This window comes from Peteryoungia rhizophila (genome assembly GCF_004912145.1).
Taxonomy (GTDB): Bacteria; Pseudomonadota; Alphaproteobacteria; order Rhizobiales; family Rhizobiaceae; genus Allorhizobium; species Allorhizobium rhizophilum.
The window spans coordinates 207,956-222,359 of sequence record NZ_STGT01000005.1 but is presented as its reverse complement, the minus strand read 5'-3'; the positions used below and the strand labels follow the sequence as shown (position 1 = coordinate 222,359).

General features: G+C 61.9%; 5 protein-coding genes and 1 pseudogene. 3 read left to right on the top strand and 3 right to left on the bottom strand.

Annotation, left to right across the window (positions count from 1 at the left end):
* Positions 1–12 precede the first annotated feature (12 nt).
* Together E9677_RS20095 and E9677_RS20090 are read right to left on the bottom strand one after the other, a co-directional pair.
* Entirely contained in the window at positions 13–8,526 is an 8,514-nt protein-coding gene (locus E9677_RS20095) for a GH36-type glycosyl hydrolase domain-containing protein (protein WP_136559839.1), read from the bottom strand.
* Positions 8,527–8,867: 341 nt separating this feature from the next.
* The gene (locus E9677_RS20090; RefSeq protein WP_136559838.1) at positions 8,868–9,515 is read right to left on the bottom strand and encodes a TetR family transcriptional regulator C-terminal domain-containing protein; all 648 of its coding nucleotides are present in this window, start codon (positions 9,513–9,515) and stop codon (positions 8,868–8,870) included.
* 140 nt (positions 9,516–9,655) lie between these two features.
* On the opposite strand from E9677_RS20090, the pseudogene E9677_RS20085 reads away from it, so the two are divergent.
* Positions 9,656–10,727 (top strand): annotated as a pseudogene (locus E9677_RS20085) (M20 aminoacylase family protein).
* Here the strand turns inward: E9677_RS20085 and E9677_RS20080 are convergent.
* Complete coding sequence (locus tag E9677_RS20080; RefSeq protein WP_136559837.1) at positions 10,709–11,587, bottom strand: DMT family transporter; 879 nt, start codon at positions 11,585–11,587, stop codon at positions 10,709–10,711. The pseudogene E9677_RS20085 and the gene E9677_RS20080 sit on opposite strands and share 19 nt — an antisense overlap.
* Before the next feature lie 203 nt (positions 11,588–11,790).
* Here E9677_RS20080 and E9677_RS20075 point away from each other — a divergent pair, with 203 nt between their 5' ends.
* On the top strand, positions 11,791–12,984 hold the full coding sequence (locus tag E9677_RS20075) for an MFS transporter (protein ID WP_136559836.1): 1,194 nt from the start codon (positions 11,791–11,793) through the stop codon (positions 12,982–12,984).
* A 120-nt stretch (positions 12,985–13,104) separates the two neighbouring features.
* Positions 13,105–14,370: a flavodoxin-dependent (E)-4-hydroxy-3-methylbut-2-enyl-diphosphate synthase gene (gene ispG, locus E9677_RS20070; RefSeq protein ID WP_205910176.1), complete on the top strand. Its 1,266-nt coding sequence runs from the start codon at positions 13,105–13,107 to the stop codon at positions 14,368–14,370.
* The last annotated feature ends 34 nt before the right edge of the window (positions 14,371–14,404 follow it).

The following is a 14,404-nucleotide window of genomic DNA, read 5'->3' as shown; positions in this document are numbered from 1 at the left end:
CTGTCGTTTTGTCTATTCTGCTGCCTTGATTTTCGGCTTTCGTGCCGGCTTCTTTGCGGGCGTGGGCGCCGGCGGTTCGGGGAGATCCTGGCCTTGCGCCTGCGCCTTGCCGTCGAGCATCACGTCATAGCCGCTCGCGCTGCGCTTGACGTCGATGTCGATCTTGCGGCCCTCGATCTCCACCTGAGCCTTAAAGCCTTGCCAGTGGTCCGGCAGTGCGGGGCTAACCACGATCTCATTGCCCACGCGCCGAATGCCGAGGAAGCCTTCTACGGCAAATCGATAGAGCCAGCCTGCGGAGCCCGTGTACCAGGTCCAGCCGCCGCGTCCCGCATAGCCGTCACCGCCGTAGATGTCGGCCGCGACGATATAGGGCTCTACACGATAAAGCTCTGCTTCCTCTGCCGTACGAGCGTGGTTGACCGGGTTCAGCATTTCGAACACTCGCCATGCATCAGCCGTGCGGCCGGCCTTGGCCAGCGAGAGACCCAGCCAGATCGCGGCATGGGTATATTGACCACCGTTCTCGCGCACACCGGGAGGATATGCTCCGATGTAACCTGGATCGATCTCCGGCTTTTCGAAGGCCGGAGTGAAGAGGCGGACGATACCGTTTTCCGTATCCACGAGCCTGGAGACGGCCGAGTCGAGTGCCTTCGCAGCGTGCGCAGGGTCACCGAGGCCGGACAATACGCTCCAGGACTGCGCGATGGAATCGATCTGGCACTGAACTGACTCGTTTGAGCCGAGCGGCGAGCCATCGTCGAAATAGCCGCGACGATAGTGGTTGCCGTCCCAGCCTTCAGATTCCAATGCTGCCTTGAGCTTCACCACATGATCGCTCCAGCGCGCGCTGCGCTCGCGCTCGCCCCGCTTCTCGGCGTGGGTCTTGAAGCGTTCGAGCGTCGCGGCGAGCAACCAGCCTAGCCAGACGCTTTCGCCACGGCCTTCGGCGCCGACGCGGTTCATGCCGTCATTCCAGTCACCACCGAGAATCAGCGGCAGACCGTGCTGGCCGGTTCTGCTGACGGCGAGATCGAGTGCGCGAGCGGCGTGTTCGTAGAGGTCAGTCGTCTCGGCGGCGGTGCTGGGCAGGAAGAAGCTGTCATGCTGCCCCTCCGTCAGTTCCGGTCCGTCGAGGAACGGGATCTGCTCCGCGAGTATCTGATCATCGGCGGTGGCCGTCACATACTGATCGATCGCATAGGCGAGCCAGACCACGTCGTCGGAAATCATCGTGCGCACACCGGCGCCCGTCTGTGGCAGCCACCAATGCTGAACATCACCCTCGACGAACTGGCGCGCCGCTGCCGTCAGGATCTGGCGGCGGGCCAATTGCGGCTCGACAGTCAGGAAGGCCAGCGTGTCCTGCAGCTGGTCGCGGAAGCCATAGGCGCCGCTCGCCTGGTAAAAACCGGCGCGAGCGAAGATACGGCAGGCGCGTGCCTGGTAGGGCAGCCAGCGGTTGACGAGGTTGTCGAAGGCCTTGTCGCCGGTTTCCACCGAAAGCTTGCCGGTGAAACCTGTCCAGAAGTCACGATTTGTCTTCAGGATCGTTTCGAAGCCTTCAGCGCGAACCGATCTCACCAGATCTGCGGCAGCTTCCGCTGTGTCGGTCTCGCCGAGCAGGAAGGTCATGTCGCGGGACTGACCCGGAGCGAGCTGGATATCGAAGGCGATTGCGGCACAGGGATCGCTCTCGCTTTCGATCGAGCCCGTCAGGGTAGACGCGCGGGCAACGGCCTGCGGGAGTTTGATCGTTCCGTTGCGACCGATGAATTCGCGGCGGCTGGTCGTGTAACCCTCCGGCTGTTCCGGACCCGCCAGGAAGGCGTAGCGGCCCGAATGATTGATGTCGTAGGGGTTGGACGCGACAAGAGCGCCGGTCTGTTCGTCGAAGGTCGAGAGAACGAAGGGAGCTGTACGGGCCGGGTTGTTGCCCAGCACCCATTCTGCATAGCCATAGATGCGGAACTTGCGGGCTCCGCCGCTCGTATTCTTCAGCCGTATCTTAGAGAGCTTGACGGGGCGGTCGCGGTCAACCGTCTGTGTCAACTCGATCTCCAGATCCCCGTGTCGGCTGACGAAGGTCGAGTAGCCGAGACCGTGGCGGGCCTCGAACGTCGCTGCCGGATCGAGATTGAGCGCGCTCACCGTCGCATAGGCACGGCCGCTATCGAGGTCGGCCACGTAGAAGCCTTCGCCGGGGCGGTTGATGACCGGATCATTGGTCCAGGGGGTCACCTGGTAATCGCGCGAATTCTGGCTCCAGGTGAAGCCTGCGCCTTCGGCGGAGACATGGAAGCCGAAATTCTCGTTGGCGATCACATTGATCCAGGGATGCGGCGTCGTGCTATTTGCGTCGAGGCGGACGACGTATTCCGTGCCGTCCTTCGAGAAACCGCCGAAGCCATTCCAGAAGTCGAGGTCGGTGCCGTCGGGCGCTTGGCCCGCTTTGGTCGTGGTCGGCAGGGACGGCGGCAGACCCGCCCATTCGACATCGCCGTCGATGGTGCGCGGCGTGGCGAACAGCGAGACCGCACGGTTCACCTGGTCGACGATCTTGCCGTTGCGGGTGTGCAGGACGACACGGGCTGCCGCGAGGACGGCGAGCGTTGCGCCTTCGTCCTGCAGATCGTCACGAACGGTGAAGACATGCTGGCGACCGCCCGGCAGGCGATGGCGGAGATTGTCGGCCATCTGGTCAAGTGCATGCTGCATGTCCTGGGCATAGGACGTTGCGCGCTCGTTGATGATCGCAAGATCGGCGACGACGCCACGGCGGCGGAGATATTCGAGCGCACTCATAGCTTCACGGGCGATGTCCATGTCCATGTCGTCATTGATGCGCAGTGCGAAGATCGGGAAGTCGCCCGAGATCGCCATCGGCCAGAGGGCCGACTGTGACCGGAGGCCCTTGCGAACCGTTTCCGGATCTGCTCGCAGGTGGTTGTCTGGATAGACGAGATAGCGGCCGAGATGCTGGAAGGCGGCGGCTTCCTGCGAGGTGATGCCGATGTGCCTGAGCTCGACCTGAGCGCGGGTCCAGGCATGGATGAGCTCGTGGCTGAAGGCGTCCGGATGGCGATAACGCTCGATCGCCTTGTCGATTTCCTCGCGATTGGGTGCGGCCATGGTCCAGAAGATGACCTGAACCTTCTTGCCGGCGGGCACGCGCACGACGCGGCGCAGGCTGAGGATCGGGTCGAGCGTAAAGCCTTCCGTGCCCGACAGGTTGGCGCCCGGATCGAAGGCTGCGGCTTCGCCGAGTGTCCGGCCGCGGCCGAGGAATTTGCGGCGATCGGTTTCGAATTCCGTCGGGCGACCCTGGCCTGCGCTGTCCACCACGAGGTGGGCGACGCAGATATCGGGATCCGACGGGCTGCGCTTGTTGCGCTCGGCGCGAATGACGTCACGTCGGCGGCCGAATTCGGTCTTTACGAACATGCGGGAGAACAGCGGGTGAGCATTGTCGCTGTCCTCGAAGGCGAGAACCGGTTCGGTATAGGAGGTGACCTCGATGTAGCGGTCTTCGGTGCCCGTGTTCAGGATCGTCAACCGGCGGCCTTCTGCATCATGCTCGGTGCCGACGATGCATTCCACTGATGTCGAGATGTCGCCCACCGTCTTGAAGAATTCGGCCTTGTCGTCGCCGAAGATGACCTTGGTCTTTTCGTCTTCCGCACGGCGTGGCGCTGATGTCGCCGACCACCATTCGTTGGTCGCGGTGTCGCGCAGGAAGAGGTAGGTACCCCAGCGGTCTTCTGTCGTGTCGGGCTTCCAGCGGGTGACGGACTGGCCGTTCCAGCGGGAAAAGCCCGAGCCGGTCGCCGTCAGCATGACGGAGTAGTGGCCGTTCGACAGGAAGACGACTTCCCGGTCCTTGGTGAGGGGATCTTCGACCGTTCTGATTTCGGCGCGCAGAAGGTCGGCCTGGCCCTTGCCCGGCGTCTGCGGCTCGTATTTCGCGCTCATCACAGGGATTTCGCGCGGGGTCTTTTCCTGCAGAAGCAGTTCGGCGGCTTCGATCACCGGATCGGCGTGGAAGAGTGCACGCAGGCGACCGTTGAAGGCGACGTTGGCAATCGCTGCGATCGACATGCCGTGGTGGTGGGCATAATAATTGTAGACTACCGCACATTTCTTGCCGTCCGGCAGGCGGGTCGGCGTGAAGTCGACGGCATCGTGGAAACCGTAGGCGCCGAGCGCGCCGAGCTTGCGCAGGCGCTTCAGATTTTCAAGCGCTGCTTCCGGATAATACTGGCTGGCCAGGATGGAGGCATAGGGCGCGATGACAGCGTTCTGGCCGAGGCCGCGCTTCAGGCCCAGCGTCGGCACACCGAAGTTGGTGTACTGGTAGTTCATCTCATGGTCGCGGGCATTGAAAGCCGCTTCCGATATGCCCCAGGGGATATTCAGTCGGCGACCATGGTTCATCTGCTCGATGACGATCAGATTGTTTGTCTGGTTGAGAATGCCACCCTGACGCTCCTGCATGACGAGCGGCGGCATCAGGTATTCGAACATCGATCCCGACCAGGAAATCAGCGCAGCGCGGGCGCCGATCGGCACGACCTGGCGACCGAGGCGGTACCAGTGTTCCGTCGGCAGGTCGCCCTTGGCGATGGCAAACAGGCTGGTCAGGCGGCATTCGGAGGCGAGCAGATCGTAGCAGGCCTCGTCCAGTTCGCGAGCGTCGACACGGTAGCCGATCGATAGCAGGCGGCGCTCCGGACGGAAGAGGAAGGTGAAGTCCATCGAGAAGGCGATGTTGCGGGCGCGCTCGGACAGCTGGCTCAAACGCTGACGCAGCGGGTCGATGTTCGACAGGTCGAAGGCCGTGTCTGCGATATGGGCTTCGCAGACCGCGACGAGCGATTCCGTCCAGCGGACAACCTCGGCGCTCTGCTCCGAGCGCACTTCATGATGCAGGTTTGCCGCCAGTTTCTGGACGTCGCGTGCCAGGACTGCCAGGTTGATGATGCGGATCGAGGCGAATTCATGCTCGCGCTTGACCGCGACGAGCGCCGTGTTGAAGCCGATGATGCGCTCTTCCAGGCGACGCCGCAGGGGGCGAACCGTCTTTCGGTCGTCGGGCAGCTGCTCGAGAATTTCCAGGAGGATGCCGCCGACATCGCCGATGCCGTCGAGATTGCCTTGGAGATGTGCAGATGGCGCTTCCGCCCATTCACGGCAGGCGGATGAAATCGCGATCAGATGGCCGGCAAGGTTGCCGCTGTCGACCGCCGAAATGTAGCGGGGACCCAGAGTGTTGAGGGTGTCGGTGTAGTACCAGTTGTAGAGGTGGCCTCGATACTTTTCCATCCGCTCGACGGTGGAGATCGTCTGTTCCATGCGCTCGATCGACTGCTCGAAGCTCAGCCAGCCGAAGTGGCGGGCCGACACAACGGAGAGCAGGTACACGCCGATATTCGTTGGCGACGTGCGGTGCGCAATGACCGGCTCGGGCGTTTCCTGGAAATTGTCCGGCGGCAGATAGTTGTCGCCCGCCGTGGTGAAGGTCTCGTAGTAGCGCCAGGTGCGGCGCGCGATCTTGCGCAGTTCGTACGAGACGTGTTCGGGGACTTCGAGGCTGTCTTCCGTCTCGGCCGACTGGCTGACATACCAGGCGAGCAGCGGGGAGAGGACCCAGAGGAAGGCAAAGGGAAGCCCGATCAGATAGCCGTAACCACCAGGCAGGGCCGCAACCCCGACCGACAGGACCGCCAGGATCGGGGCGTGGCGCATGTTGTGATAGTATGAAGAGATCGTCCCCTGGGCGGCTGACTGCACGCTTGCGGCCGTTCGCCATTCGAGGAGAAGCTTGCGGCTCACAAGCAGACGATAGAGCGAGCGAACGATGGCGTCCGCCATCATGCAAGCATTGTCGGCGATGAACACGATGCGGAGCGCGACTTGAGCGTTGATCGAGCGGACTTCCGACCACAGTGTCTGGAAATGAGCGGCCGGCACGATGTCGGTCTGGCGCGGGACGATGCCCGACAGAAGCGACAGCGTGGGCGCGACGAAAAGGCTGAAGATCAGCAGAAGTTGCCAGATGGTGGCACTAACCGGATCCATCGTGGCCCAGCCTAGAACCGAGGCCGCATACCAGGCGATCGGGGTTAACGAGCGGCGCAGGTTGTCGACCATCTTCCAACGGCCGAGGCTAGTGATACCGCGGCCGGTGTCGCCGATATAGGGAATGAGCTGCCAGTCGCCACGTGCCCAGCGATGCTGCCTCGAGATCTCGACCTCGTAGCGCGTCGGGAAGTCCTCGACCAGCTCGACATCGGTGACCAGGGCGCACCGCGCAAAGGAGCCTTCGAGCAAATCGTGGCTGAGAACGCTGTTTTCGTCGATCCGCCCCTTGATGGCGGTCTCGAATGCATCGACGTCGTAAAGTCCTTTGCCGGTGAACGAGCCTTCCCCGGTGATGTCCTGATAGACGTCGGATACGGTGAAGACATAAGGGTCCAGACCGCGGTTCATCGAGAAGATGCGCTGGAAGACCGAGGCGTCCTTGCCTGTGGTCAACGACGGGGTGACGCGGGGCTGCAGGACGCCGTAGCCGCTGATCACGCGACCCGTCTCCTCATCATGCACTGGACGGTTGATCGGATGATGCATCTTTCCGACCAGCTTGGTCACGGCATCGCGCATTAGGCGCGTGTCAGCGTCGAGGGTCATCACGTAACGGACGTTTTCCGGGGCATTGCTCGCGCCGGGGAGATAGGAGGTGTCGCGGTCGCCGCGCAGCAGCAGGTTCAACTCGTGCAGCTTGCCGCGCTTGCGTTCCCAGCCCATCCAGCAGCCTTCGGCGTCGTTGTAGAGACGGCGGCGATGCAGGAGATAGAAGCGTGTCTTGCCAGCGAAGTCATAACGGCCATTGAGATGAGCTACTTCGCGCTTGGCATATTCGAGGACTTCGAGGTCGGCTGAGGATTCCTCGGTCTCGCTGTCCTTCCAGTCGCTGAGCAGAGCGAAATAGATCTCGCCGTGCGGATTGGTCAGATAATGTACTTCCAGATTGCGGACGAGTTCATCGACGTCGTCACGCTTGGTGATCATGCAGGGCACGACGACGAGTGTGCGCGCCTCTTCCGGGATGCCTTCCTTGAACTCGTAACCGGTCAGCCGGAACGGTTTGACGAAGAATGTGACCAGCGTATTGAACAGGCCTGTCGCTCCTTCCGAGACCGGCAGGGAAACCAGGATCAGCAAGATCAGCACCAGCGAGGCCGGCAGTCCTACTTGGTTGAGGAAGTAGCCGATGAATGCGAGTGCGGTGATCGTCAGGGCCACCACGGGCACGGCGATCGAGAACCAGTTCAGCCGCTTGATGAAGTCGGTGACGATGCGAGACAGGGGCTGGCTGTAGCCAATTGCATTCTCAAGGTCGGTGCGACGGCTGCCGACCAGATAGCTTCCGACGTCGAGCTGACCGTCCGGACCTGCCGCTTGGGTCGCCAGGTCGATCGCTGTCTGGGCGATCTCGATCTCCGAGAGGTCGCATCGTCGCGCCAGCTTTTCGATCGTGTTGCGGTAGGTGTTGCGCGAACCGAAGTCGAGCTCGCGGAAGTCGGTATGTTGGCCGAGGACACGGTCAATCTTGCTGACATCCTCCACCCAGACCGACCACTCCTTGTCGTCGATCTCGCGCAGGCCGCGGACGATGTTGCCCATCGTCACATTGCCGGAGGAAAGCCTGTTGTGCTCGGCATCCATTGCCTCTTCGGCTGTGCGCCCGGCGGCCTCCAGACGGCTTTCCAGCCATTCGACAGCAAAGCTCGTGTTTTGCGAACCGTTGCGCAGGCGGTAGAGGAACTGGGTTGCAAAGGTATTGTCGTCGGCGAGCTGTTCGATCTGGCTGAGATAGGTGGCAGCCGCGACCGGGTCGTTCAGGCGGATGATCTCGTCGGCCACTTCGTTGGCGCGGCGCCGCATCCGGCGCGAGCGATCGACGCGGGTTGCGATGCGGCGGAGGTTTTCCACCAGCACGAATCGCACGATCGACGGCAGCGCCCAAAGCTCACCAATTTCAAGCGTCTGATGTTCCTGGTATCCCTCGACCAGTGCCGTCATGCTTTCCTGGCTGACGGTGGAGTGGGTGTGGGCAACATAGAGCCAGGCCAATGCCATGGTCCGCGGTATTTCGCGGTGGCCAATCTTCATCGTCGGAAGCTGGCGGTAGAACTTCTTCGGGAAGTCGCGGCGAACCTCCTGGATCGCCTCCTCGATGATGTAGTGATTGTCGAGGAGCCATTCGGCGGCCGGCGTGATTGCAGCACCCGCCTCGACGTCTGCAGCCGTTGCGCGGTAGACCCGCAGGATCTCGCGCTCGTTCTCCTTGTGCCGGGCAAAGAAGTCGAAGTCTATCAGGGCCGGCAGTTCGGTTGCGCCGTTCAGCGCGAGTGACGCTGCGCTCTCCCGCAACTCCTCGATCGTGAAATAGGCAGATCGAATGGAATCGTTATGGTCGATCTGCTTGGGCTCGAGGTCGCGCGATGGGACATGCAGCGTCATGAAGAATAAGTTCTCAGTTCGGTGGTTGAATTGAAGGCCGTCGGGCTCGAACCGTCCGGTCATCGCCGTGGCGCCTCATTGCATACAATCTGGCTGTAGACCAACAATCGAGACAGAAAAAGGCCGTAATACGACGGGTAACCGGTTGCGAGGGAACTCTGTAGGCGACTTTGGCGTCCTGGCAGGTGAATTGGCGTTTTTATGCCTTATTTCAAGCGTCTGGCCAAGTGGCTTGCTGGCCGTCGCTCGGGGGCAGCCTCGCTTTGGCTCGTCCGTCGCAGTCGATCTGCCGTTGAGGTTACCAGATCCCAAATCAACATGTCGCCAATGGCTCTCCGCCTTCATTGTCTCGCGGTCGGAGCATCCCTGAGGGACAAGCCGCCGAGCAGTGCCTCGACAGCGTCGAGCGCAATGTCGGAGAGACGCCTTTCGTCGAAAAGATCGCTGGCAAGGGAGTTCTCCAGCCATAAACCGTCGATGAGCCCGTTGATGGCGACCGCGAGGTGGCGTCCCTCCGAAAAGGCCGGCTTGTGTCGGCAAGCGGTCAGGAGGGCATCCACCAGACCCTGGAGAATGCCGATGAAGAGAAGGTAGTTCTCCCGGTGGATGCGGGCGAGTTCGTCATCCGATCGGACACGACCGATGAAGGCCGCCCATAGGGACAGCGCCTTCGGATCTGCGATCGGTGGGCTGACATTGGCGACGATGAAGTCGTGCAGGCGTCGTCGTGGGTCGTCACCAGCCTCTGCCATGGCGTCCACTGCAGTCCCGGTCATGCCAGCCAGCATTTCCCTGTAGGCGGCCTGCACCATCTCGTCCTTGCCGGAAAAATAGTGGCGGATTAGCCCTCCGGTCACGCCGGCGCGGGCCGCGATGTCCCGAACGGTCGCACCTTCCAGGCCGTGATCGGAAATGCTGTCCAGCGTTGCTGCAATCAGGTCCTTGCGGCGCTCGGTTTCACCGGCACGCTGGAACGTGCGTCGTGTCATGCGGGCAACTCCGGCTTTGGATGGTGGCCTGGCCTGCGGGCCCTGCGCATACCTTTTTTACACGGTTGAACAACCAGCCGGCAAGTGCCAGAGTCCGCGCCTTCACGAACATGCCAGTCGATAGCCAAAAGGTAATTCCCATGACGATCCATGCTCCCAATGTGATGGCCGAAGTGCTTGCAACGCGCCATCATTTGCATCGGTTTCCGGAGATCGGTCTGTCGGAATTCAACACGTCGGACTACGTGGCGCAGCATCTGACGGCCCTCGGCTACGAGGTGACACGCGGGCTCGCGACAACTGGCGTGGTGGCGACGCTCAGGAACGGGTCGAGCAACCGGAGTATTGGCATCCGCGCCGATTTCGACGCTTTGCCGATCCTGGAAGAGACCGGATTGCCCTATGCCAGCGAGATCCCGGGTGTCATGCATGCCTGCGGGCATGATGGCCACACAGCCATGCTGCTTGGCGCGGCCAAAATCCTGGCCGAGCGTCGGAACTTCGACGGCGTTATCCATCTCATCTTCCAGCCTGCCGAGGAAAATTTTGGTGGCGCCCGCATCATGATCGAGGACGGGCTTTTCGATCGCTTCCCCTGCGATGCTGTGTTTGCGCTCCATAATGACCCGGACATTGCCTTCGGCCACTTCGCGCTTCGGGAAGGACCGATCATGGCCGCCGTCGACGAGTGCAAGATCACGGTGAACGGCCGCGGCGGTCACGGCGCGGAGCCGCAGTCAACGGCGGATCCGATCGTCTGTGGCGCATCGATCGTAATGGCCCTGCAGACGATCGTCTCGCGCAATATCCATCCGCTCCTTCGATCCCAAGGTTCGCGACCAGCTCGAGAGCCGCATTCGGGCCGTGGCCGAGGGGCAGGCTGCAAGTTACGGGATGGGCGTCACGATCAACTACGAGCGCGGCTATGACCCGACCGTCAACCACAAGGTCGAAACGGACTTCGTCCGCGATCTTGCCGTGAGCTTTGCCGGACAGGACAAGGTCTTCGACCTGCCACGGCCGATGATGGGCAGCGAAGACTTCGGCTACATGCTGGCAGAGCGACCAGGAACCTATTTCTTCCTCGGCACCCAGCGCACGCCAAATGATCCGCCGCTGCACCATCCGCGCTACGACTTCAATGACGACATACTTCCCATTGGCACCACCTTCTGGGTGGAGCTTGCCGAGCGCTACCTGTCGAGATCCTGAGAGGGCATGCGTCGCCGGGCAGCGAAGAGAATGATCATGCCGGCGCCGGCGATGAGCACGGCGCCTGCCCAGACGTTCGGACCAGGCACGTCTCGCCAGATCGCGTAGCCGAGTGCGAAGGCCCAGATCAGCGCGGTGTATTCGAGCGGTGCAATCACCGAGATTGGCGCGCGGCGTAGCGCTTCGAAGAAGCTGATCTGGCCGAGACCGCCGATGAAGCCGACGGCGAGCAGCAGGATCTGTGCTCCTCCGCTCGGCATGGTCCATGTCATGAGGGCCATGGGTGTAGTCAGCAGCAGGAAGAAGACATTGGTCATGGTCATCTGGACCATGCTGCTGGCGCTTTGGCTGGTGGTTCGCAGCAGGGTTGTGGCAATCGCCCAGCAGACGGCTGCCACCAGTGCGAGATAAACGGGCCAGCCGGTGGCAAGCCCCGTCGGGTTGCTGGCGATGACGACGCCGACAAAGCCGGTCAGGACGGCGATCCAGCTTGTCAGGGGTACCTTCTCGCCCAGGATCGGGATCGCCAGCAAGATCGCTGCGATCGGCGCGGCGAAGTAGAGTGTCGTGAGATCAGCGAGCGGCAGATGCTTGGCGGCGTTGAAGTAGCAGAGCCAGGCGGCGAGCAGGAAGAGGCTGCGCAGCATCATCGGGCGCAGGGCCGGCGACGTGACGGTTTCGCGGGCAAGCGATCGACCACCCAGGATGTAGCATCCGAGCAGGATCGCGATGCTTCTGCAAAACAGGATCTGCCAGACCGTCGTGGACTCCACGAGCAGCTTGATCATCGCGTCATGCATGGCGAAACAGAGATAGGCGAGACTGGAGAGCAGGATCCCAGTGCCGACTGCGGTTTTCACAAGGTGTATCTTTCAGGTAGGGCGGAGCCGAGCGAGCGACCGCTTCGGGCTCCATGTGTCGGAGCTCGAGCTCAGTCTGTCAATCCCGGCTGGCGGCAGTGCGATTGTTGTCGATCGAAACAAAAATTTACAATTCCGTCTGCTGTCCCACATTGCCGTCTAAATCGATTTAATTACAGTGCGCCCGACTCTGGGAGCAGGACATGAACGACATAACGCAGACTATCATTTCTACGGAGGCGCCCGCGCCGATCGTCACGAGGGAACGGGTGGCAGTCGCACTCCTGTTCTTCCTGAACGGTCTGGTCATTGGTGCCTGGGCGCCCAAGATCCCGTTCTTCTCGCAGGCTCTCAGCCTGACAGAACTGATGCTCGGTGTGATGATCTTCGTCTTCGGCGTCGGCTCGCTGGTGTTGATGCCGATCGCCGGCATGCAGATCGCCCGCTACGGCTCGCGTCGCGTGGTCGAGATCACCACGCTCTTGTTCATCCCGACGATCGTGCTCGTGACGCTCGTCGACAATATCTGGACGGGTGCTGTCGCCATCTTCCTGTTCGGTGGCCTGACCGGGGCGATGGATGTCGCGATGAACGCGAATGCAGTCGAGGTGGAGCGCAAGATGCGCCGGTCGATCATGTCCTCCTGCCACGCCTTCTGGAGCCTGGGCGGGCTCTGCGGTGCGGCCACGGGAGGCTTCCTGATCGCGACGCTCGGCGCCGTGGGCCATGTGCTGCTATTGGCTGCCGTCTGCTTCGTGCTGTTCGTGGCGGCACGTCCCATGATCCTGGCTGATGCACCGCATCTGACAGATGAGCCGGCCAGGGCCAAACTGCCGATGACGCCGCTGCCTTGGCTGATCGGCACCATCGCGCTCTTTTGCATGATCCCGGAGGGGACTGTGCTCGACTGGAGCGCGCTTTATCTGCGCAACGAGCTGAATGCTTCGACCGAAATGTCTGGCTTTGCCTTTGCGGCCTTCTCCTTCACCATGGCTGTTTGCCGATTTGCCGGCGACTTCGTTCGGGACCGGTTCGGTGCCGTCAACACGCTGCGCTTCTGCGGCATTGCAGCCATCATCGGCCTGGTCATCGCCGGGCAGTCCGGCAATGTAACGCTGGCGCTTATCGGTTTTGCCATCACCGGGATCGGGATTTCAAACATGGTACCTATCGCCTTTTCGGCAGGCGGGAATATTCCCGGTCTAGCGCCCGGTGTCGGCCTCTCGGTTGTCACGACGATGGGTTACTCGGGGATCCTGTTTGCGCCGTCACTGGTCGGCTTCGTTGCGGAATACACGTCGCTTTCGACCGTCTACACCGCGATCCCCTCGCTGCTGATCGTCGTACTCGCATTCTCGAGGCTCGCGCGCCATGCGGATCGGGTGACCGGCCATTAGCGGTGATGGGTGTCTGGAATGTCTTGAACGCGCATGTGATGGCATCGGCGTGCCTTGCGGTTGACAAGCGAACGGCTTTGATCCACCTCCATGGCGATTGAGGCTTGCAGAGAACCAGCCATGACCGCACCCATCATCCCGCCCGCCGACGCTTTCGACCCAAAGCCCCGCCGCTCTTCGGTGGCGGTCGAAGTCGGTGGTGTCATTATCGGCGGTGGCGCCCCCGTCGTCGTCCAGTCGATGACCAATACCGACACGGCCGATGTCGATGGCACAGTCGCCCAGGTCGCCGCGCTCTACAAGGCAGGCTCCGAGGTGGTGCGCATCACCGTCGATCGCGACGAGAGTGCGGCTGCCGTGCCGAAGATCCGCGAGCGGCTGCTGCGTCTCGGCATGGATGTGCCGCTCATCGGTGACTTCCACTATATCGGGCACAAGCTGCTCGCCGATCACCCTGCTTGCGCCGAGGCGCTGGCGAAGTATCGCATCAACCCCGGCAATGTCGGCTTCAAGGACAAGAAGGACAAGCAGTTCGCCGAGATCGTCGAGATGGCGATCCGCTACGACAAGCCCGTTCGCATCGGGGTGAACTGGGGTTCGCTCGATCAGGAACTCCTGACCCGGTTGATGGACGAGAATGCAGCGGCGGGATCGCCTCTGTCGGCGCGTCAGGTGACACGCGAAGCAATCGTTCAGTCGGCACTGATTTCGGCTGAACTGGCCGAAGAGATCGGCCTGCCGCGCAATCGCATCATTCTGTCGGCCAAGGTCAGTCAGGTGCAGGATCTGATTGCCGTCTACTCGATGCTCGCCGAACGCTCCAACCACGCGCTGCATCTCGGTCTCACCGAGGCCGGCATGGGCTCGAAGGGGATCGTCGCCTCCTCGGCTGCCATGGGCTACGTGCTGCAGCACGGGATCGGCGACACCATCCGGGTGTCGCTCACGCCTGAGCCTAATGGTGATCGCACGCGCGAAGTCCAGGTGGCGCAGGAACTGCTCCAGGTCATGGGTTTCCGACAGTTCGTGCCAGTCGTTGCTGCATGTCCCGGCTGTGGGCGCACAACCTCGACCGTCTTCCAGGAGCTTGCGCAAAAGATCCAGGACGACCTGCGCAAGAACATGCCGGTCTGGCGCGACAAGTATCCGGGCGTCGAGGGCCTGAACGTCGCCGTCATGGGCTGCATCGTCAATGGCCCAGGAGAAAGCAAACATGCCGATATCGGCATCTCGCTCCCCGGCACCGGCGAGAACCCGGCAGCGCCGATCTTCATCGACGGACAGAAGGCGATGACCCTGCGCGGACCGAACATCGCGGCCGACTTCGAGGCCTTGGTGGCGGACTATATCGAGAAACGCTATGGACAAAAGTCGGCGGCGGAGTGAGCTTGGCGGCCAACTTTTTCTTGCCGCAATTTCA

Excerpts from the sequence above, each read along its gene's own strand:
- E9677_RS20095 (WP_136559839.1), bottom strand. The coding sequence starts at position 8,526 with ATGACGCTGCATGTCCCATCGCGCGACCTCGAGCCCAAGCAGATCGAC.
- E9677_RS20090 (WP_136559838.1), bottom strand. The coding sequence starts at position 9,515 with ATGACACGACGCACGTTCCAGCGTGCCGGTGAAACCGAGCGCCGCAAG.
- E9677_RS20075 (WP_136559836.1), top strand. The coding sequence starts at position 11,791 with ATGAACGACATAACGCAGACTATCATTTCTACGGAGGCGCCCGCGCCG.
- ispG (WP_205910176.1), top strand. The coding sequence starts at position 13,105 with ATGACCGCACCCATCATCCCGCCCGCCGACGCTTTCGACCCAAAGCCC.